Source organism: Vibrio sp. 1F253, assembly GCF_041439295.1.
Lineage (GTDB): Bacteria > Pseudomonadota > Gammaproteobacteria > Enterobacterales > Vibrionaceae > Vibrio > Vibrio tasmaniensis_A.
Map to the genome: position 1 here is coordinate 13,718 of NZ_JBGONU010000051.1, position 19,218 is coordinate 32,935.

Annotated in this window: 20 protein-coding genes; 15 read left to right on the top strand and 5 right to left on the bottom strand. The window is 43.8% G+C overall.

From position 1 onward, the window contains the following. Positions 1-268 precede the first annotated feature (268 nt). Positions 269-904, top strand: a complete 636-nt coding sequence (locus ACED28_RS19275; RefSeq protein WP_009847886.1) for a tetratricopeptide repeat protein — start codon at positions 269-271, stop codon at positions 902-904. Positions 905-1,058: 154 nt separating this feature from the next. Here ACED28_RS19275 and ACED28_RS19280 read toward each other — a convergent pair whose 3' ends face one another. Further along, a complete protein-coding gene (locus ACED28_RS19280) occupies positions 1,059-2,468 on the bottom strand; it encodes an amidohydrolase (RefSeq protein WP_371710501.1) in 1,410 nt (469 codons plus the stop codon). A 249-nt stretch (positions 2,469-2,717) separates the two neighbouring features. Between ACED28_RS19280 and rnr the strand changes: the two genes are divergently transcribed. From rnr to rplI, 5 genes are all read left to right on the top strand, one after another. Next, positions 2,718-5,219, top strand: coding sequence for a ribonuclease R (gene rnr, locus ACED28_RS19285; RefSeq protein ID WP_371710502.1), 2,502 nt, complete (start codon positions 2,718-2,720; stop codon positions 5,217-5,219). Positions 5,220-5,425: 206 nt separating this feature from the next. Next, positions 5,426-6,166, top strand: a complete 741-nt coding sequence (gene rlmB, locus ACED28_RS19290; RefSeq protein WP_009847889.1) for a 23S rRNA (guanosine(2251)-2'-O)-methyltransferase RlmB — start codon at positions 5,426-5,428, stop codon at positions 6,164-6,166. A 292-nt stretch (positions 6,167-6,458) separates the two neighbouring features. Then, positions 6,459-6,872: a 30S ribosomal protein S6 gene (gene rpsF, locus ACED28_RS19295; RefSeq protein ID WP_004735855.1), complete on the top strand. Its 414-nt coding sequence runs from the start codon at positions 6,459-6,461 to the stop codon at positions 6,870-6,872. 130 nt (positions 6,873-7,002) lie between these two features. Further along, entirely contained in the window at positions 7,003-7,230 is a 228-nt protein-coding gene (gene rpsR / locus ACED28_RS19300; protein ID WP_000090472.1) for a 30S ribosomal protein S18, read from the top strand. A gap of 38 nt (positions 7,231-7,268) precedes the next feature. Continuing rightward, the gene (gene rplI / locus ACED28_RS19305; protein WP_009847890.1) at positions 7,269-7,721 is read left to right on the top strand and encodes a 50S ribosomal protein L9; all 453 of its coding nucleotides are present in this window, start codon (positions 7,269-7,271) and stop codon (positions 7,719-7,721) included. A gap of 200 nt (positions 7,722-7,921) precedes the next feature. Here rplI and ACED28_RS19310 read toward each other — a convergent pair whose 3' ends face one another. Next, positions 7,922-8,818, bottom strand: coding sequence for a DUF481 domain-containing protein (locus ACED28_RS19310; RefSeq protein ID WP_371710503.1), 897 nt, complete (start codon positions 8,816-8,818; stop codon positions 7,922-7,924). A gap of 175 nt (positions 8,819-8,993) precedes the next feature. On the opposite strand from ACED28_RS19310, the gene ACED28_RS19315 reads away from it, so the two are divergent. The 3 genes from ACED28_RS19315 to ACED28_RS19325 are packed head-to-tail and all read left to right on the top strand — an operon-like array spanning position 8,994 to position 12,719. Continuing rightward, complete coding sequence (locus ACED28_RS19315; protein WP_009847892.1) at positions 8,994-10,385, top strand: replicative DNA helicase; 1,392 nt, start codon at positions 8,994-8,996, stop codon at positions 10,383-10,385. 6 nt (positions 10,386-10,391) lie between these two features. Further along, on the top strand, positions 10,392-11,477 hold the full coding sequence (alr, locus tag ACED28_RS19320; RefSeq protein WP_371710504.1) for an alanine racemase: 1,086 nt from the start codon (positions 10,392-10,394) through the stop codon (positions 11,475-11,477). Between the two features lie 36 nt (positions 11,478-11,513). Beyond that, positions 11,514-12,719, top strand: coding sequence for a BamA/TamA family outer membrane protein (locus tag ACED28_RS19325; protein ID WP_032499458.1), 1,206 nt, complete (start codon positions 11,514-11,516; stop codon positions 12,717-12,719). Between the two features lie 119 nt (positions 12,720-12,838). Here ACED28_RS19325 and ACED28_RS19330 read toward each other — a convergent pair whose 3' ends face one another. Further along, on the bottom strand, positions 12,839-13,258 hold the full coding sequence (locus tag ACED28_RS19330; RefSeq protein ID WP_009847895.1) for a secondary thiamine-phosphate synthase enzyme YjbQ: 420 nt from the start codon (positions 13,256-13,258) through the stop codon (positions 12,839-12,841). Positions 13,259-13,584: 326 nt separating this feature from the next. Between ACED28_RS19330 and pgi the strand changes: the two genes are divergently transcribed. Then, the gene (pgi, locus tag ACED28_RS19335) at positions 13,585-15,237 is read left to right on the top strand and encodes a glucose-6-phosphate isomerase (RefSeq protein ID WP_371710505.1); all 1,653 of its coding nucleotides are present in this window, start codon (positions 13,585-13,587) and stop codon (positions 15,235-15,237) included. 138 nt (positions 15,238-15,375) lie between these two features. Here pgi and ACED28_RS19340 read toward each other — a convergent pair whose 3' ends face one another. Continuing rightward, entirely contained in the window at positions 15,376-15,837 is a 462-nt protein-coding gene (locus tag ACED28_RS19340; RefSeq protein WP_009847897.1) for a chemotaxis protein CheX, read from the bottom strand. A 17-nt stretch (positions 15,838-15,854) separates the two neighbouring features. Further along, positions 15,855-16,310, bottom strand: a complete 456-nt coding sequence (gene zur / locus ACED28_RS19345; RefSeq protein WP_012603115.1) for a zinc uptake transcriptional repressor Zur — start codon at positions 16,308-16,310, stop codon at positions 15,855-15,857. 298 nt (positions 16,311-16,608) lie between these two features. On the opposite strand from zur, the gene ACED28_RS19350 reads away from it, so the two are divergent. The 5 genes from ACED28_RS19350 (at position 16,609) to ACED28_RS19370 (ending at position 19,167) form a co-directional block, all read left to right on the top strand. After that, positions 16,609-16,740, top strand: coding sequence for a hypothetical protein (locus ACED28_RS19350; protein WP_371710510.1), 132 nt, complete (start codon positions 16,609-16,611; stop codon positions 16,738-16,740). Beyond that, entirely contained in the window at positions 16,740-16,892 is a 153-nt protein-coding gene (locus tag ACED28_RS19355) for a hypothetical protein (RefSeq protein WP_371710506.1), read from the top strand. Before ACED28_RS19350 ends, ACED28_RS19355 begins: the two co-directional genes overlap by 1 nt. A gap of 199 nt (positions 16,893-17,091) precedes the next feature. Continuing rightward, positions 17,092-17,958 (top strand): TIGR04255 family protein, encoded by an 867-nt coding sequence (locus ACED28_RS19360; RefSeq protein WP_371710507.1) that lies wholly within the window; start codon positions 17,092-17,094, stop codon positions 17,956-17,958. Beyond that, positions 17,958-18,563, top strand: coding sequence for a hypothetical protein (locus ACED28_RS19365; RefSeq protein WP_371710508.1), 606 nt, complete (start codon positions 17,958-17,960; stop codon positions 18,561-18,563). The genes ACED28_RS19360 and ACED28_RS19365 overlap by 1 nt, the downstream gene beginning before the upstream one ends. Positions 18,564-18,573: 10 nt before the next feature. After that, a complete protein-coding gene (locus ACED28_RS19370; RefSeq protein ID WP_371710509.1) occupies positions 18,574-19,167 on the top strand; it encodes a hypothetical protein in 594 nt (197 codons plus the stop codon). The last annotated feature ends 51 nt before the right edge of the window (positions 19,168-19,218 follow it).

Below are 19,218 nucleotides of genomic sequence, written 5' to 3' on the forward strand. Positions count from 1 at the left end.
TACTTTGATAATGAAATAGTTTTCTAAAAGCCGACTTTATTAAGTCGGCTTTTTAATACCTGCAATTTGAAAACGAAGCCGTTCGTGATGATCTTTTGAACGCCATATGGCAAAATATTGCCCATTAGCGGCAAGTTTTGTCTAAAGCCGTCAAGGTTATTGCCGATACAGATATCATGGAAAGTGAAGTTCACCCTATTTTGGTGCGTGCAGAAATCGTCTGCTGCCCTCAATAGATAGCTTTAACGACAGATAATAGAGTGCAGGTATGAAGCTACGAATTGTAGCAGCTTCATTGATAGTGGCGCTGAGCTCACCCTTGAGTCATGCAGATTTGGCTGATGTGGGAGAGCCCGTTCCAATATATACAGAAGCTGAACTGATTAATTTAATCGAGAATAATCAACACCTAGAGCGAGTGAAAGCTGATAAGTGCCAGTTAGTTGAAGATATCGTTGCTCGTGCAACGCGTATTAGCTTGCCTTCTTATGAGTTTTTATACGGTGATATGTTGGCTTGGGGTGTGTGTGTTCCGCAAGATGTAGAGCTTGGCCTTTACTATATGGAAAACGCGGCACATCAAGGTTTACCAGCGGCACTAGAGCAGCTAGGACGTTATTATTCTCTTGGCACCTTGGTGCAACAAGACAAAGAGCGTGCGATCCCGTATTTACGTGAAGCCGCCTCTATGGGTAACTTAAGTGCAAGTATCCACTTAGCGGAACTCTTGCTACGTGATTACGGTAGCCCGTTAGATTATGAAGATGCTTATCGCTGGTTATACAACTCGGTGACAGCGGATCAAAGGCAACATAAGCGTATTACTGTGCTTCGAAGCGGTTTGGAGCGGAGAATGCCAGACAACATTATCGCTCGAGCAAAACGTCGAGACGTGTTCTGGTAATTACAATTATTAATTAAGGTTGATGATTAACGACTGCACTCGTTAACCATCTGTCTTGAACTAGAAAGATATCGATATAAAAAGGCCTCATAGGTAATTACCTATGAGGCCTTTTTTGATCTGAACGGAAAGCCGTTTATTTCATTCGATGACGTTATTGAACAACTTCACCAGATTCAATTACCGTCTTACGAACGACTTTGGTGAAATCGAGAGCTTCTTGGCGAATTTGATCTTCATCGACCGTTAGCATGTCGCGATCTTGCATGATGATCTTGCCATCAACGATGGTGTGACGAACGTTACCCGAGTTAGCTGAGTAAACTAATGCAGAGTATGGGTTGTACACAGGAACCATGTTTGGAGCCTTGGTGTCGATCACTATGATGTCGGCTAGCTTGCCTGCTTCAAGAGAGCCGATCTTATCTTCCATGTGTAGTGCTTTTGCTGCGCCCATTGTTGCCATGTCGATCACTTTGATCGGCGGCATTGCAGCACGATCTTTATTCACCAATTTGTGAACCTTAGCGACTTGGTTGAACTCATCAATGGTGCTCAATGTGTTACCAGACATTGGGCCATCAGTACCTAAACCGATACGTACATTTTCGTCATACATCTTAAGCGCAGGTGACACGCCTTTTGCTGACTTGATGTTGGCACTCATGTTGTGAGCCACGCCCATATCTGATTTTTTCACTAGCTCGATATCATGATCGTCTACTAGGATCATGTGTGCGCCAACTAAGTTTTTGTTTAGTGCACCAATGCTGTCCATGTATTGAACTGGAGATAAACCTTCAGCTCGTTTTGCAATTTTTTCTTCTTCACGATGAGATTCAGCTAAGTGAATCATTACTGGAACATCAAGTTCTAGAGAAAGCTTTGCTACTTTTTGAAGGACTTCGGTTGTGTTTGTGTAAGGGGCGTGAGGAGCAAAGGCAGGCGTAATACGCGGGTGATCTTTATATTCTTCAATGAAGTTTAAAGCGTATTTAATACCTTCTTCCGCGTTTGCTGCATCAGCCACTGGGAATTTGATTACTGTTTCGCCTAATACTGCGCGCATACCAATTTTATCAACAGTTTTAGCGACTTCGTCTTCAAAGTAGTACATATCAGCGTAAGTAGTTACGCCACCTTTTACCATTTCAACGTTACCAAGGTTAGCGCCTATACGAACCATATCGCGAGACACTAACTTAGCTTCAAGTGGGAAGATGTAGCGGTGCAAGCGATCAGGCACATCATCGGCCAACGAACGGAAAACCGTCATGGATACGTGAGTATGAGTATTGATGAGACCTGGCATTACGATATCGCCATCAACGTCTAGCACTTGTTTAGCTTGGTACTGCTTCTCTAGTGAAGCATCGCCAACCGCAATGATTTTGTTGTCTTTGACCACAACAGTGCCGCTCTCGTAAACCGTTTTGTCTTGGTTCATGGTTAGAACCATGGCATCGGTTATCATCAGGTCAGCTTTTTCCATTGCTGAACTCGCAAATGGAAATAGAGCTAGGCTTGCCATCGCTGAAGCCAATAGGGTGCGTTTTAGTTTCATATCAATACTCAGAACAGGTGTTGTTAAAGTGTGTGGATAATAGTGTATTTCATTCATGGCGCAAACGTTTGTTTTATCGTTTGCTTGAAATTTTGATGATTGCCCGCGTCTATGAAGTGATGTTTCACAAAGTGAAGATATGTATCAATCTTAGGTTATTTTAGGCTTTTCCAAAGCATATCTGTAGCTTACCTCTAGCATCAGATATACTAGGGGTAATATACCTTCCTTGCTTAAGCAGGCCCGCCTATGTCAAAAAACACACCAATGTCAGAAAACACGACAGCGACAACCACTGTTGATCCTTTTGCCGACCGAGAGTCGAAAAATTACGAAAACCCAGTACCAAGCCGTGAGTTCATTATTTCGTTTCTAACAGACGCGAATATTCCTATGAACCGCAACGATCTATTCGAAGCTTTGGGTTTGGCTGGAGAGGAACAATATGAAGGGCTGCGTCGTCGTTTACGTGCAATGGAACGTGATGGACAGCTTATCTTTACCCGTCGTCAGTGTTACGTATTGCCTGAGAAGATGGAACTGATCAAAGGCTTTGTGATTGGTCATAAAGACGGTCATGGTTGGGTACGCCCAGACGGCAGTGTGGGTAAAGACAATGATATCGTGCTGCCGCATCATCAGATGAAAACTATCATGCACGGTGATTACGTATTGGTTCAGCCTACTGACAACAGTAAACGTGGCCGTCGTGAAGGCCGTTTGGTTCGTGTGCTTGAAGAGCGTAAAACGCCACTTGTTGGTCGCTTCTTCCTAGAGTACGGCCATTCTTATGTGGTTGCTGATGATTCGCGTATCAGTCACGACATCCAGATCCCAACTGAGCATAAAGGCGGTGCTCGAATGGGTAATGTGGTTGTGATTGAAATTACGGACCGTGGTGGTCGTTCTCGTAACATGATGGGTAAAGTGACCGAAGTTCTTGGTGAGAATATGGCTCCGGGTATGGAAACGCAGATCGCGATCCGTACTCATCAGATCCCGCAAGAGTGGCCTGAAGCCGTAGATAAGCAAATCGTAAACCTCGGTGAGCATGTTCCTGAAGAAGCAAAAGAAGGACGTGTTGATCTACGCAAATTGCCATTGGTGACTATCGATGGTGAAGATGCGCGTGACTTCGATGATGCGGTTTACTGTGAAGCGAAGAAAGGCGGCGGCTGGCGCCTATGGGTAGCGATTGCTGACGTAAGTTACTACGTTCGCCCAGAGACAGCGCTAGACAAAGAAGCAATTAACCGTGGTAACTCGGTATACTTCCCGTCACAAGTTGTCCCAATGCTGCCAGAAGTCCTTTCAAATGGTTTGTGTTCATTGAACCCTCAAGTCGACCGTTTGTGTATGGTGTGTGAGATGACTATCTCAGACAAAGGTAAACTGTCAGGCTACAAGCACTATGAAGCAGTCATGAATTCTCATGCTCGTCTTACTTATAACAAAGTAGGCGCGATCTTAGATGGCAATGAAGAGTTACGTGAACGTTACGAACCAGAAGTACCACATCTTGAAGAGCTTCATAAGATGTATAAGGTGCTTAAGAAAACGCGTGACGAACGTGGTGCGATTGAATTTGAAACGGTAGAAACTAAGTTTATCTTCAATGCGGATCGTAAGATTGACCGTATTGAGCCAGTAATCCGTAACGATGCACACAAGATCATCGAAGAATGTATGATTCTTGCGAATATCGCATCGGCATCTTACGTAGAAAAAGCGAAAGAGCCTGCTCTATACCGTGTTCACGATACTCCGGGTGAAGAGCGCTTAATGGGCTTCAAGAGTTTCTTAAGTGAACTAGGTTTAACGCTGGAAGGTGGCCTGTCGCCCTCTCCGGTAGATTATGCACAACTGATGCAGCAGATTAACGAACGTGAAGATCGTGAATTAATCCAAACTATGCTGCTGCGCTCAATGAAGCAAGCGGTATACAACGCGGATAACGCGGGTCACTTTGGTCTAGCTCTTAAACGCTATGCTCACTTTACCTCGCCAATTCGTCGTTACCCAGATTTGCTATTGCACCGTGCGATTAAGTACCTTATTGCGAAAGAAGAAGGTCGTAACAGCGAGCGTTGGACGCCAACCGGTGGTTACCACTACACTTTCGATGATATGGACTTCTACGGCGAACAGTGTTCAATGACTGAGCGTCGTGCTGATGATGCTACGCGTGAAGTGAACGACTGGCTGAAGTGTGAGTACATGCAAGACCATGTTGGCGAAGTGATGGATGGCGTGATTGCCAACGTGACTGGCTTCGGTTTCTTTGTGCGTCTAACGGAACTGCACATCGATGGTCTGGTACATATTTCTGCGCTAGCGAATGACTACTACCAATTTGATGCTGTTGGTCAGCGTCTGGTTGGTGAAAGCTCAGGTAATATCTACCGCTTGGGTGATTCGGTTAAAGTGAAGGTTTCTGCGGTTAACTTAGAAACTCGTCAAATCGACTTTGATTTAGAAGACACCGATCGTCAGCCGCGTGGTAAAGGTAAAACAGCCAAGAAGCGTGCTGCTGAAGCGATGAAAAAGGCGAAAAGCAAGAAGCGTTCAGCGGTGAAGAGCAATAAGCCGGGTGTACCTGCAACGCCTTTAGTTGAACCAACTAAGCGACCTGATGGAAGTAGCGAAAGTTCAGCTAAGAAGAAAAAGCCAGCGAATAAAACTGGTGCTGCTAAAGCTCGAGCTAAGAAAAAGCGTACCGCAAGTCGTAAGCCAAAGGCTGATAAGTCTTAAGGTTAATAAGTCTTAAGCTTAATAAGGCGCTTTGCTAATTAGGTTTAGCACAGCGCTAGTTTAATGTGACATGGCTTTAACGCGAAAAGACTTTAATGCGAGAGTATCAGGCGCAAGACGCATACTCTCGAAATAAACAACACAGGGGTGGGTGCATCGGGTTTGATGTCTCATTCATCTCTGAGCAATAAGAGTAACCAGAGACAATGAGTAACGAATTTATTTACGGTATTCACGCGGTGAAAGCCGTACTAGAAAAAGATCCAGCGCGCTTTATTGAAGCGTACGTGCTTAAAGGTCGTCAAGACGATCGTCTTCTTCCATTACTGAATCAACTGCAGCAATTTGGTGTGTCGATTCAACAAATGGGCCGTAAGCCGCTTGATGAAAAAGCACAGGGTGCAAATCACCAAGGTCTTATTGCTAAGGTGAAGCCTGCTAAGCAGCTTAATGAAACTCACCTAGACGATATCCTTGCGCAGCACGAACAGCCTCTGCTGTTGGTTCTAGACGGCGTAACAGACCCTCACAACCTAGGTGCTTGTCTGCGTAATGCGGATGCCGCGGGTGTTGCTGCTGTTATCGTACCGAAAGACCGCTCTTCGCCGCTAACAGCAACGGTAAGCAAGGTAGCGTGTGGTGCGGCTGAGACCGTTCCTCTAGTACGTGTAACCAACCTCGCTCGAACAATGCGTGCACTGCAAGAACAGGGTGTATGGTTTGTGGGTACCGCAGGTGAAGCAACGCATGATATCTACCAAGCGAAGTTAACAGGCCCTCTTGCTGTGGTTATGGGTGCTGAAGGTGACGGTATGCGTCGTCTAACGCGTGAAACCTGTGATGATCTGATTAAGATCCCAATGGCAGGTAGCGTGTCGAGCCTGAACGTTTCAGTAGCATCGGGCATCTGTCTGTTCGAAGCGGTACGTCAGCGTTTAGCTCAATAGCGTTAAGCTGAGTAAAAAGACAAAGCGACTTTAAGTCTATGAATTTATTAACGCTCACCACTTGCTGGTGGGCGTTTCTTTTTAGGGCCTAGAGTGACAAATTGACAGAATCACAGATGGCTAGATGGCGAAAGAAAAACTGTTTCATTATTAGCCAAATACCGCTTGCCAATACCGGGTTCTTTCTATAATATTTGCCGTCCTTAAAACTCGGTCATTTTTCTTTAGTTCCTTGCTTCCCTTGGACGACCGAGCCTTTCGTGGAAGCTAATAATCCGTAAGGAGCAACCAAATGCGTCATTATGAAATCGTATTCATGGTTCACCCTGATCAAAGCGAGCAAGTTGCTGGCATGATCGAGCGTTACACTGGTTCAATCACTGAAGCTGGTGGTACTATCCACCGTCTAGAAGACTGGGGCCGCCGTCAAATGGCTTACCCAATCAACAAACTTCACAAAGCTCACTACGTTCTTATGAACGTTGAAGCTGGCCAAGAAGTGATGGACGAGCTAGAAACTGCTTTCCGTTTTAACGATGCAGTTCTACGTAACATGATCATGCGCACTAAAGGCGCTGTGACTGAGCAATCTATCATGCTTAAGCAAAAAGAAGAGCGTGCAGAGCGTGCTCCTCGTCGTGATGACCGTGAAGAACGTGCACCACGTCGTGAAGAAGAAGCTAAGCCAGAAGCTGCTGCTGAGTAATTCTTTTTTGGCCTTTTAGGTCATTAAATTTTATTCAACTCGTTTAGGTATTCCCACTAAGCATTTGCTTAGACTTATTTATAAGTTCGTGTGAGTACCGCATTATTAAATTTAGATCAGGAGATAGCCCATGGCTCGTTTCTTCCGTCGTCGTAAATTCTGCCGTTTTACTGCAGAAGGCGTACAAGAGATTGACTACAAAGACGTAGCAACTCTAAAAAACTACATCACTGAAGCTGGTAAAATTGTACCTAGCCGTATCACTGGTACAAGTGCTAAATACCAACGTCAGCTAGCTCGCGCTATCAAGCGTTCTCGTTACCTAGCACTACTACCGTACACTGACAAGCATCAGTAATCGGTAATAGTTAATAATAGTTTAAGAGGACTAAGATAATGCAAGTTATTCTACTTGATAAGATCGGTAACCTAGGTGGCCTTGGCGACCAAGTAAACGTTAAATCTGGTTACGCTCGTAACTTCCTTATCCCACAGGGTAAAGCAGTTATGGCAACTAAAGACAACGTTGCTATGTTCGAAACTCGTCGTGCAGAACTAGAAGCTAAAGTTGCTGAGCAACTAGCTGCTTCAGAAGCTCGCGCTGAGAGCGTTAACACTCTAGAAGGCGTTACAATCGCTTCTAAAGCTGGTGACGAAGGTAAACTATTCGGTTCTATCGGTACTCGTGACATCGCTGACGCTATTACAGCGGCAGGTGTTGCAGTAGCTAAGAGCGAAGTACGCCTACCTGAAGGCGCTCTACGTAACATCGGCGAATTCGAAGTAAGCATCCAACTTCACTCTGAAGTTTTTGCTACTGCGAAAATCGCTATCGTTGCAGCTGAGTAATTTCAGTACCAAGACGAATTCTTTCTTTTGAAAGTTTTAAACACCAGCTTCGGCTGGTGTTTTTTTATGTCTGCAATATGAGTTTTAAGCTTTTTGGAACAGCGACTATTGCAGGAGTAGAAAGCACTAGAGAGGAGGGGCTTACATAGTAAAAAACGAGGGTGTTCTTTATCGATACATCGTTCTACCCGCTCTCAAATTTAGAATTGAAAAAGTAGATTTACAGACAGTACGGAATCTTCTTTGTTCAACCCTTCAGGTACCTTGTCGTGGTACTGTCGAGAGTGAGCAATCTTCAGTGCGATATTGTCGGTAATATCGTTGATGGCTTCTAATTCAGTATCAAATTTTAGGTTGCTGTGGCCGGATACCAACGTCACATCGGCTTTGAGCTTCAAATTTTTCAATACCTGCCATGATGTATTTACATTGCCACGGAAAATCGCTTCTTCAACGATCTCTGGGAAGATGATGTCATCATCGTCTATTTCATCAAGGTTCGGTTCTTGGTAACGAAAACCCGGGCCCACTTCGACCTCCAACACAAACTCTTCTGTATTCGAAAACTGATAACCTAAACCGCTAGAAACGGTGTAGTCCTTAAAATAAGCACTGTATCGTGAATCGACCCCTTTAAAGCTGCCATAGAGGTAGGTTTTCGGACTTAACTTGTAGTCACTCTGAGCAGAATATGTCGATTGCCTTTTATCTTCTTCGCCATCTTTGTAGAGATTGTAGTATTTCCATTCGCCACTGGTTCTATGACGGCCAGCCGTGTACTCACCGTTCAGGCGTGCATTCAGCGATCGAGAATCAGAATTACCAGTATGCGACTGATATCCAAATTCGACTTCAGTATTCAGTGGGTTCGGCAGTTCTGTGTCACTCGTATCACTTGGTGCGATATCCATATCTTTTTCAAGTGTCGGTGCAACGACGATCGGCTCAGCAGCCGGTTCTGGTACCACTATCGAGTCGAGGATTGCATCAACAGAGGCTTTAGCATCATCCGCTAAGGCCGACGGAGTGCTCAGGAGACCGATGCTTAGAAGACTAGAGCTTAGAAGACCAGTGTTCAGAGCCAATAATTTGGACACGCATACCTCAGTTATACAGTGAATGAATAGAAGGATCGTAATGCTACCTTTGGTTAATTCCGTCAGCAATAGGTAAATTCTTGCTGAAGAATAAAACAAACTCATAGGATCGGATTACAAACGGATGTTCTTGGGTATAATGAACGATCATTATTAGTTATTGAGTGTAGTCATAGTGGATACCAAAAGTCAGAAATCAGCCAACGATCAGGTGGACGCCATCAAGGTCCCGCCACATTCATTAGAAGCTGAGCAATCTGTTATTGGCGGTTTGTTATTGGATAACGAACGCTGGGATACGGTGGCCGAAAAGGTTGTGGCCAAAGACTTTTATAGCCGTCCTCACCGTCTGATCTTTGAAGCGGTAAAGGATATCCTTGAAGAAAGCTCTCCTCTGGATCTTATTACACTCTCTGAACATTTAGAGCTGCGTGAGCAACTTGAAGAAGTGGGTGGCTTTGCTTACCTTGCTGACCTAGCGAAAAATACGCCAAGTGCGGCAAACATCAATGCCTATGCAGATATCGTGGCACAACGTGCATTGGTGCGTAGCCTGATTGGTGTAGCAAATGAAATTGCGGATTCTGGTTATGACCCGCAAGGTCGTACATCGGAAGAACTTGTTGATCTTGCTGAGAGTAAAGTTTTCGCGATTGCCGAAGGCCGAGCAAGTGAAAATGAAGGTCCACAAAACGTTGATAGCATTCTAGAGAAGACGCTAGAACGTATCGAAATCTTATATAAATCGCCACAAGATGGTGTGACAGGTGTCGATACGGGTTTCAACGACCTCAATAAGAAAACGGCAGGCCTTCAGGGTTCTGACTTAATCATTGTTGCTGCGCGTCCATCGATGGGTAAAACCACGTTTGCGATGAACCTATGTGAAAACGCAGCAATGAAGCAAGACAAGCCAGTGTTAATCTTCTCGCTAGAGATGCCAGCTGAACAGCTGATGATGCGTATGCTTGCATCACTTTCTCGCGTAGACCAAACCAAGATTCGTACCGGTCAGTTAGACGATGAAGATTGGGCTCGTATCTCGTCGAGTATGGGTATTCTGATGGATAAGAAGAATATGTATATCGATGACAGCTCGGGTCTAACGCCAACAGAAGTACGTTCTCGAGCTCGACGAATTGCTCGTGAGCATGATGGTATCTCTATGATCATGATAGATTACCTTCAATTAATGCGTGTACCTTCGTTATCTGATAACCGTACTCTAGAGATCGCCGAGATTTCTCGCTCATTGAAAGCACTAGCAAAAGAGCTCAACGTGCCAGTTGTGGCACTTTCTCAGCTTAACCGTTCCCTAGAGCAACGTGCTGATAAGCGCCCAGTAAACTCGGATTTGCGTGAATCAGGTTCGATCGAGCAAGATGCCGACTTAATCATGTTTATCTATCGTGATGAGGTTTATAACCCAGATAGTTCATTGAAAGGCATCGCTGAAATCATCCTTGGTAAGCAACGTAACGGTCCGATCGGTTCGGTTCGTCTTACGTTCCAAGGTCAACACTCCCGATTTGATAACTATGCAGGTCCTGCATTTGATGATGAGTAATCACTAATGACTTACATGAAAGCAGCGACGGCGAGTATTGACTTAAACGCGCTTGAACATAACCTGAACCAGATAAAGTCGAAGGCTCCTCATTGCAAGGTAATGTCTGTTGTGAAAGCCAATGGCTACGGTCATGGCTTACTGCATATTGCTAAGCATTCAAAAAGCTCTGATGCTTTTGGTGTGGCGCGTATTGAAGAAGCATTACAGCTTCGTGCTGGTGGCATTGTTAAACCTATTTTGTTGCTAGAAGGGTTTTACTCTTCGGGCGATTTGCCAATCTTGGTGACCAATAACATTCAAACGGTAGTACATTGCGAAGAGCAATTAAGCGCGCTAGAGAATGCAGAGTTGGAAACACCTGTTGTGGTTTGGCTAAAAGTCGACAGTGGTATGCATCGATTAGGTGTTCGTCCTGAGCAATACCAAAACTTTGTTGAGCGCTTACATCAATGTGCGAATGTCGCTAAACCTCTGCGCTACATGAGCCACTTCGGTTGTGCTGATGAACTTGATAGAGCAACCACCGTTGAACAGACCGAGCTTTTCTTATCGCTCACCGACGGTTGTGAAGGTGAGCGTTCACTTGCTGCTTCAGCGGGTCTATTAGCTTGGCCAGACAGCCATCTTGATTGGGTTCGACCGGGAATTATCTCTTATGGTGTTTCTCCTTTTGCTGATAAATCAGCGCAAGATCTTGGCTTTTATCCTGTAATGACCTTGACCTCGCACTTGATAGCGGTTCGTGATGTTAAAGCGGGTGAAAGTGTGGGTTATGGCGGTAACTGGACCAGTGAGCGAGATACCAAGGTTGGTGTGATCGCGATAGGTTATGGTGATGGTTATCCTCGCACTGCTCCTAACGGCACTCCAGTGTTCGTTAACGGCCGAAAAGTACCGATCGCAGGACGTGTATCAATGGACATGCTAACGGTTGACCTTGGCCCTGATGCGGCAGATAAAGTCGGTGATGAAGCAACATTATGGGGTAAAGATTTACCTTCAGAAGAAGTCGCAGAACATATTGGCACTATCGCTTACGAGCTGGTCACTAAGCTGACTTCGCGTGTTGCGATGGAGTATGTGAAGTAGCTAATACGAAGTAACTATGGATCCTATAAGTAAATGATGTTCATACGAACGACTCGACACTGGTTAATGTCTGCAATGGCATTACTCGGTGTCAGCTTGTCTTCTCCCGCTGTGAGTGAAGAAAAAGATTCAGCCTTTGTTCCTTTCTATTTTAGTACTGAAACCATGGGTAATACCTTCGGGGTTGCTGGTGTCGCAAAGGGTGTTTGGCAACCTCAAGCCGCTCTGTTTGGCATGGCGCTTTATTCAGATAAAGACAGCTACGTCGGTTTCTTATCAGCCTTTAACTTCGCACTGTCTGAGAACGTATTGTTCAGTACTCAGATGTACCAAGCTCGCTTTAACGAAAACCCGTATTACATTGGCTCTCAAGGCGATAACGATTCATCCATTGATGATAAAACCATTGCCGACGGCTTAGAAGAAAACTATCAGGTTGAGTTTAAGTATCTGCTGCCTTGGGGCAATGTTGCAGAGCATGGCTTGCTAGGGGCTTTCCAACCCATCAAAGATGTGAGTTTTGCTTCCCCATTAGAGTCAGGTGTCAGTTCGATTGTCTTTACGCCTTTCTATACGGCTCGTGAGCTAGAAGGCTTAAATAATAGCGAACAAGCGACAGGTTTTAGTTTGGCGTTTGATTGGGATAACCGTGATAGCACACGCAACCCAACCAAGGGATCTCATACCAATCTTGAGTTTACTACCGGCGCTGAAAGTTGGTCTAACGATGACTTATGGCTGAAGTGGACATTCCAAAATAGTCAGTATTTTGCATTGGGTCCTTTGGGGAACTTGTTCGATCAACAAGTCGTGGCATTTGATGTCTATACCGCTGACACACCTACGTGGGGCAACTGTTCAGGGCAAGATTGTGCTCGTCCACCGGAAACAGAGCAAGCTCGACTCGGTGGCTTATATCGCTTAAGAGGTTATACCGGAGGCCGTTACCACGGTCGTTCTGCTATTCACTACTCTGCGGAATATCGAGTGCTTCCTGATTGGCAACCACTGGGCGATATCCCACTGATTAACTACTACGATTTGCCTTGGTGGCAGTGGGTGGCGTTTGCTGAAGTCGGCCGTGTTGCTGATGAGTACGATATCAAAACACTGCACACAGACATGAAATGGAGCCTAGGCGGTGCAGTTCGTTTCCAGGTCGAAGGCATTGTTGTACGTGCTGAATTAGCGCGAGGCGGTGATGAAGGGACCTTTAGGGTTATGATAAACCAGCCTTTCTAATCTGGGTTTGCCAACTCGACTCTCTTATATTTTTAAAGGGTGACACATAACTGTGTCACCCTTTTTTGTTTTCTACCATTATGTTGTTTAAGCGGTATTTCATTGTTGATGACTTAACGTTACTCACCTTGAATGGTCGCAATAACGGTACGACTTCCGCCACAATCTCGGTGTTCACCTAAGTAAATGCCCTGCCATGTCCCTAATGCTAGACGACCATTGGTAATTGGAATTGTCACACTGGTACCAAGTGTCGATGCTTTAATGTGAGCGGGCATATCATCATCACCTTCGTAGGTGTGCTTGTAGTAGGGTGCTCGTTCGGGAACAAACTTATTAAAGTGTGATTCCATATCAGTGCGGACAGTAGGGTCTGCGTTCTCATTTAGCGTAAGGCTAGCAGATGTATGCTGAATGAATAGATGTAATAAACCAACAGACAGTGAATGGATATCGGATATCTGTTGTTCAATTTCATCAGTGATGAGATGAAATCCACGTTTTTGTGCGTGTAGGTGTATCGTCTTCTGAATCCACATACGCCATCCTCTATAATGTATTTGGAAAAAAAGTGGTTTAACGCTATCTTTTGAACTTGAATTTATCAGGTTTCGCTCACATTTAATGATGTGAGCGCTAGAGTCAGTACCGATTCTGCTATCAGGAAATCTAATTCTGATTTATCTCAAGGTACCGCTCTTCATATGCGGCATAATACGTCGTGAAAAAAAATTACAAAGAATCTTTCAGTGGTGATGCGATTTGGTCATCATAGAAAAATATAAACTTTCGCCTAATCGGGGGTTCTATTCATCACTTTGGTGACGTCTAGAATAAAACCTACAGTAACATCGGGATAGATACCATGTTGAAAAATATCAACCCAACGCAAACACAAGCGTGGAAAGCTCTAACTGCACATTTTGAGTCTGCTCAAGATATGGATATGAAAGAGCTATTTGCTCAAGACGCAAAGCGTTTCGAGAGCTTTTCTACTCGTTTCGGTTCAGACATCTTAGTGGATTACTCTAAGAACCTTATCGACGCTGAAACGATGCAGCACCTATTCGCTCTTGCGAACGAGACTGAAGTTAAGTCTGCAATCGAAGCAATGTTCGGCGGTGATGCAATCAACAAGACTGAAGGTCGTTCAGTTCTTCACACTGCGTTACGTAACCGTAGCGACAAGCCAGTAATGGTTGATGGCAAAGACGTAATGCCAGCAGTGAATGCAGTACTAGCAAAAATGGAACTGTTCACACACCGTATCGTTTCTGGTGAGTGGAAAGGTTACACAGGTAAAGAGATCACTGATGTAGTTAACATCGGTATCGGCGGTTCAGACCTTGGTCCATACATGGTAACTGAAGCACTTACGCCATACAAAACTCGCCTAAACATGCACTTTGTTTCTAACGTAGACGGCACTCACATCGTTGAGACACTTAAGCCTCTTAACCCAGAAACAACACTGTTCCTAGTGGCATCTAAGACATTTACCACTCAAGAAACAATGACGAACGCACACTCTGCGCGTGATTGGTTCTTGGCTGAAGCGGGCGACTCAGCACACGTTGCTAAGCACTTCGCAGCACTATCAACAAACGCGGCTTCAGTTGCTGAGTTTGGTATTGATACTGACAACATGTTCGAATTCTGGGATTGGGTAGGCGGTCGTTACTCACTATGGTCAGCGATCGGTCTTTCTATCTCACTATCTATTGGCTTCGATAACTTCGCTGAGCTACTCGATGGCGCACACGAGATGGATAACCACTTTGCTTCAACGGAATTTGAAAACAACATTCCAGTGATCCTTGCGTTAATTGGTGTTTGGTACAACAACTTCCACGGCGCTGAGTCAGAAGCAATCCTACCTTACGATCAATACATGCACCGTTTTGCTGCTTACTTCCAGCAAGGTAACATGGAATCTAACGGTAAATTCGTTGACCGTGAAGGTAACCCAGTAGAATACCAAACAGGCCCTATCATCTGGGGTGAACCTGGTACAAACGGTCAGCACGCGTTCTACCAACTGATTCACCAAGGCACTAAGCTGATCCCATCTGACTTCATTGCTCCGGCTATCAGCCACAACCCAGCATCTGATCACCACCAGAAGCTAATGTCTAACTTCTTTGCTCAAACTGAAGCGCTAGCTTTCGGTAAGACAAAAGAGACAGTAGAAGCTGAATTCCTAGCGGCTGGCAAAACAGCTGAAGAAGTTGCTGAGCTAGTACCTTTCAAAGTATTTGAAGGTAACCGCCCAACGAACTCTATTCTTGTTAAGCAAATCAGCCCTCGCTCTTTAGGTAACCTAATCGCGATGTACGAGCACAAGATCTTCGTTCAAGGTGTTATCTGGAACATCTTCAGCTTCGACCAATGGGGTGTAGAACTTGGTAAGCAACTAGCAAACCAAATTCTTCCAGAGCTTGCAGACGATGCACAAGTAACGTCTCACGACAGCTCTACTAACGGTCTAATCAACGCATTTAAAGCGCTGAAAGCTTAAGACTGTTTAAGTAACACCAAGTAATAATTGTAAACGCCAACCTTTCGGTTGGCGTTTTTTATGTCCGTTGATTTTACGGCAATAAAAAAGGCTGACGTATGTACGTCAGCCTTTCGCTTTTTATTTACTCGATTATCTCTATTCGAAACAGATCTCGATGAAAGCATTACCCCACTGAGATGAGAAAGGCATGATGATGATTGCGCCTTCACACTTGTGACGAATAGTATGGCCTTTACCTGAAACCACGATTGGCGTTGCCATATCGAAGTCAAAGCCGCTTTCTGCAAGAATACGCTTTGCGCCACCGGTTACCATGTTAGTGATTTCACCCACCATGTCGGTCACTTCTTCGTTCAAACCGTTTGGTCGTTCACCTAGCATGTTTTCCATGATTTCTAGAGCAAGCCCTTCATCAAAGGTGATCGACATTGAGCCACGAGACTGTGTACCAACCATACCAATTAGGCCGGACACATCACCACGAGCGATTTCATCTTTCTTCACTCTTGGTTTCTGAGGCTTTAATTCTAGAGATGCCATCGTTTTTAGTACGTTCATCAAAGAAGCTAAAAACGGGTTTACAAATTCAGCGCGCATAATGTTCTTCTATAATCTTATTCTTTCATTTCGGAGGAGCAAGTTTGGCAAATGCCATGTGATTCAATGACATGGTTGGTCAACTTGAATCCATGCTGCTCGGCGTTACTCGCGAGTAGGGCGACAAGCGCATCGTCTTGTAATTCTATCACAGTGCCACATTTATCGCAGATCAGTAATTGGGAAAAATGCGTGTTGGCATTGCAAGAGCAGCAGCATATAAAGCTATTCGTTGACTCAACTCGGTGAATGAACCCTTGCTCTAACAAAAAATCCAAAGCGCGATAAACTGTAGGAGGCTTGGCTTGCGGTTCACTGACTTTCAATTGCTCTAATAATTCATAAGCACTGGAGGCTTTTTTATTAGATAGGATAAGCTCAAACACTCGCTTTCTTTGGGGTGTTAGCCTAACACCTCGCGATACGCATATCCCTTCAACTTGCTCTATTAATGTGTGGTCCAAATTTTTCACCGTTCAATCAAACATCCCCATTCAGCCCCTATTGCTAGGTAACCTTGTTTGAGGAGACATTGATTTTATTAAAGTCAGGTACAGAGCGTATTGTGACCTACGACTTTGAATAAGACAAGGTAACTCAAAACGACAGTGTGACTCAAGGCATAACTGATTAATCAAGCTGAATTAGAGATCTGGTGAATGAGTTTGAAAATATCAAGTGCAACAATATGCTTATTGGGCGAAAGTTCTCAATCGACATTGGCCTGTCATCGGCTAAAAAGGGTTTAGTGTTATTGGCGCAGGAGCGGTTTTGATCTCTGATCATCAAGAACTTATCACCGCGAGTGTATCGGCAGACGGTGTTCAATTCGGGGGCATTATTGGCGCAAGTGCTCCAATAGTATTTGGCCTATGGGAAACCCTACGCAATGAGTTTAAGTAATGGCAGAGTATCAAACATTAATAATCGCCATTGTTAGTGCGTTATCTAGCGGTGTGGGCGTTGGCATTACACTCAAGACCGATGTTAAGTGGCTGCGCTTAATGATGGAAAAGATGGATGAGCGTTTGACCAAGCTTGAAAACAAAGAATAAATTCAGGGTAGAAGATGCTCCTCTTTAGCTCATTGATTGAGTTTAAATTGTTGCTTTAAACATTATGAAATTGACAAACAGAATTAATAATTGTCAAAAAAAGTGTAAAATCTGAACTAATATTACTTTTTAAGTGTCCAAAAAAGTGTAAAATCCCCGTCCAAGAGACCCTCTCTTGCTTTTAATTATGGTAGATAGTATGAAAAAAACTCTAGAAAAGGCACCTTTGGTACATGCTTTAATACATTTAAGATTCGCTGAAGTCCCAGCTCTAAAAGCTATTACCCCTGAATTAATGCAAGAGCTTCATGAGAGAATGATTGATGAGGGGTTCCCTGAAAAAATTGAGAGTAAAGCCGATATCGTAGAATGGAACTATGATGAAAATTCACAGCAGATGAGACACAAGAAGCTATCGAACAAACGACTTTTGTTTCGCGCCGCTGGTGAGCAGGAAATTGTTGAAATATCAGATACTTATATGGTTATTAAATCGACCAACTACGGTGCTTTTAATGATTTCTATGACAAGTTTCACCGTTTGTTAGTTGCTTGTATGGATATCATTCCTAAATTAGATAAAACGCTCCTAAAGAATGTTGGCCTTAGGTACGTTGATGTTATAGCTCCTACAGGGAACAACACACTGAGTGATTTTGTTTGTGGTGAAATTCAGCCACCTTCACTGAAAGGGGTAGGTGAGCATTTACAAGGGCACTCTCTAAAAGCTGTTAAGGTTGCTGAGAATCAAGTTTTAGTTGTTAATTTTGAAGAACTATCAAGCGTGGAAGGTCGAGTTCAAAAAGTATTGCCAGATAATCTGATTGAACCTGATGAAAGATGTGGCTTAGTGATCAATGGTCAAAAAGATTGGAATAATGTACAATCTGCAACATATGGAATATTAGATATCGATCACACATATCAGTTTGTTCAGAGTCCTGCGTTTAGTGCAGAACTTGTTGAAGATGCGACTCGCAAACTTTATCAACAAGCAAGTGACATTTTTTGGAGTGTCATTACTGAACAGGCTCAAAATGCGTGGGGATTTAAGGAGAGAGCATAATGTGGAATACAACTACTTCTAGTAATAAAACTGCCACGGCATCAGCATTAGCGTTAAGTATGATGTGCTTTAATACTCATGCTTACATTGATATTGATGATATTGTTCCACCTCAAAATGATGTGATTTACAGCTCAAATATTTCAGGAGAGCAATGGTCTTCAGTTGGAGTATCTAAGGCTACAGAATCCTATGGTGAAATTGATGTATTAGGGATTTCGGACATTGTTGATTCAGTTAAAGTAGCTTTGGGTTTACCGAATAAAGATATTGCGAGCATCTTTGGGGTATCAAGACAAACGTTACATTCATATAAAAACTCAACAGATGAACATACGGTCAACTCTTCGAACAAGAAGCGAGCACTGACTTTATCTGAAATTATCGATGAAATTAGCCCTAAATTCGACAGAAGTCCGGGTGCAATGGCTAAAAATTACACAAGAGATGGCAAGTCATTACTTGATTTACTGTCTGAACCTAATTTGGATATAGCCGAAATTGTTCGATTAGCTGATAGTTTATCTGAGAAAATGTCGTCTAATTTACCAAAAAATACAGCTACAAATGAAGTTTCTCTGCGTCAATTGACAAAGGTTTCATAGGAGATTTTAAGTGGCTGCCACCCCATCGAATGGACAAATCCTTTTCCATGACAAGAAGCTTGTACAAGCTTCTTGTTTTTTTGCTTCTAATATTCATATGGATAAAAGGTTAGAGTGGTCAGATTCCTTCGCGAAAAGTTCGTTGCGTAATGATCGTAAAAAACTTAAGGATACGTCTCTCTTTTTAGTTTTATCGCAGAATTGTGATATTGCTTGCTTAAATGATAGTGTTGAAAGTGCTATTGAATTAGCCGTCTGTAAAAAAATCAATGCGAATAAAGTTTATAGTGGGAACTCTTTTGTTAGAAGTGTTCGAAAGTTAAACTTTCAATTAGGTGGTGACTGGTTTGAAGCTAATGTTGATTATATTCTTACAGTAGATAAAGCGGAATTGTTATCTGTTATCAACACTATAGATGATTTTTCACCTTTGCAGCTTGAAGATGAGTATTCAATATCTGTTCCGGCTTGGCGCTCTAATCGGTACTTAAGAAGTGCTCTGCCTGATAACTTCAATGTCCAGTTGTTCCCAGTGTTGGATACGCATATCCCATTGATTGATAGTGCGGCTAAGACGGAAGAAGGGGCACCATACTCTAGCTGATCTGCTCCAGTCAGACTGGACACTTAGCTAAGCGACATTTCGCTTTTCAAA

Bases quoted from the DNA above. Each gene is read 5' to 3' on its own strand.
- alr (WP_371710504.1), top strand. From the start codon at position 10,392: ATGACTTACATGAAAGCAGCGACGGCGAGTATTGACTTAAACGCGCTT.
- ACED28_RS19355 (WP_371710506.1), top strand. From the start codon at position 16,740: ATGGCAGAGTATCAAACATTAATAATCGCCATTGTTAGTGCGTTATCT.
- rplI (WP_009847890.1), top strand. From the start codon at position 7,269: ATGCAAGTTATTCTACTTGATAAGATCGGTAACCTAGGTGGCCTTGGC.
- pgi (WP_371710505.1), top strand. From the start codon at position 13,585: ATGTTGAAAAATATCAACCCAACGCAAACACAAGCGTGGAAAGCTCTA.
- ACED28_RS19325 (WP_032499458.1), top strand. From the start codon at position 11,514: ATGTTCATACGAACGACTCGACACTGGTTAATGTCTGCAATGGCATTA.
- rpsF (WP_004735855.1), top strand. From the start codon at position 6,459: ATGCGTCATTATGAAATCGTATTCATGGTTCACCCTGATCAAAGCGAG.
- ACED28_RS19280 (WP_371710501.1), bottom strand. From the start codon at position 2,468: ATGAAACTAAAACGCACCCTATTGGCTTCAGCGATGGCAAGCCTAGCT.
- ACED28_RS19275 (WP_009847886.1), top strand. From the start codon at position 269: ATGAAGCTACGAATTGTAGCAGCTTCATTGATAGTGGCGCTGAGCTCA.
- ACED28_RS19340 (WP_009847897.1), bottom strand. From the start codon at position 15,837: ATGCGCGCTGAATTTGTAAACCCGTTTTTAGCTTCTTTGATGAACGTA.
- rpsR (WP_000090472.1), top strand. From the start codon at position 7,003: ATGGCTCGTTTCTTCCGTCGTCGTAAATTCTGCCGTTTTACTGCAGAA.
- rlmB (WP_009847889.1), top strand. From the start codon at position 5,426: ATGAGTAACGAATTTATTTACGGTATTCACGCGGTGAAAGCCGTACTA.
- ACED28_RS19330 (WP_009847895.1), bottom strand. From the start codon at position 13,258: ATGTGGATTCAGAAGACGATACACCTACACGCACAAAAACGTGGATTT.
- ACED28_RS19365 (WP_371710508.1), top strand. From the start codon at position 17,958: ATGTGGAATACAACTACTTCTAGTAATAAAACTGCCACGGCATCAGCA.
- rnr (WP_371710502.1), top strand. From the start codon at position 2,718: ATGTCAAAAAACACACCAATGTCAGAAAACACGACAGCGACAACCACT.
- ACED28_RS19360 (WP_371710507.1), top strand. From the start codon at position 17,092: ATGAAAAAAACTCTAGAAAAGGCACCTTTGGTACATGCTTTAATACAT.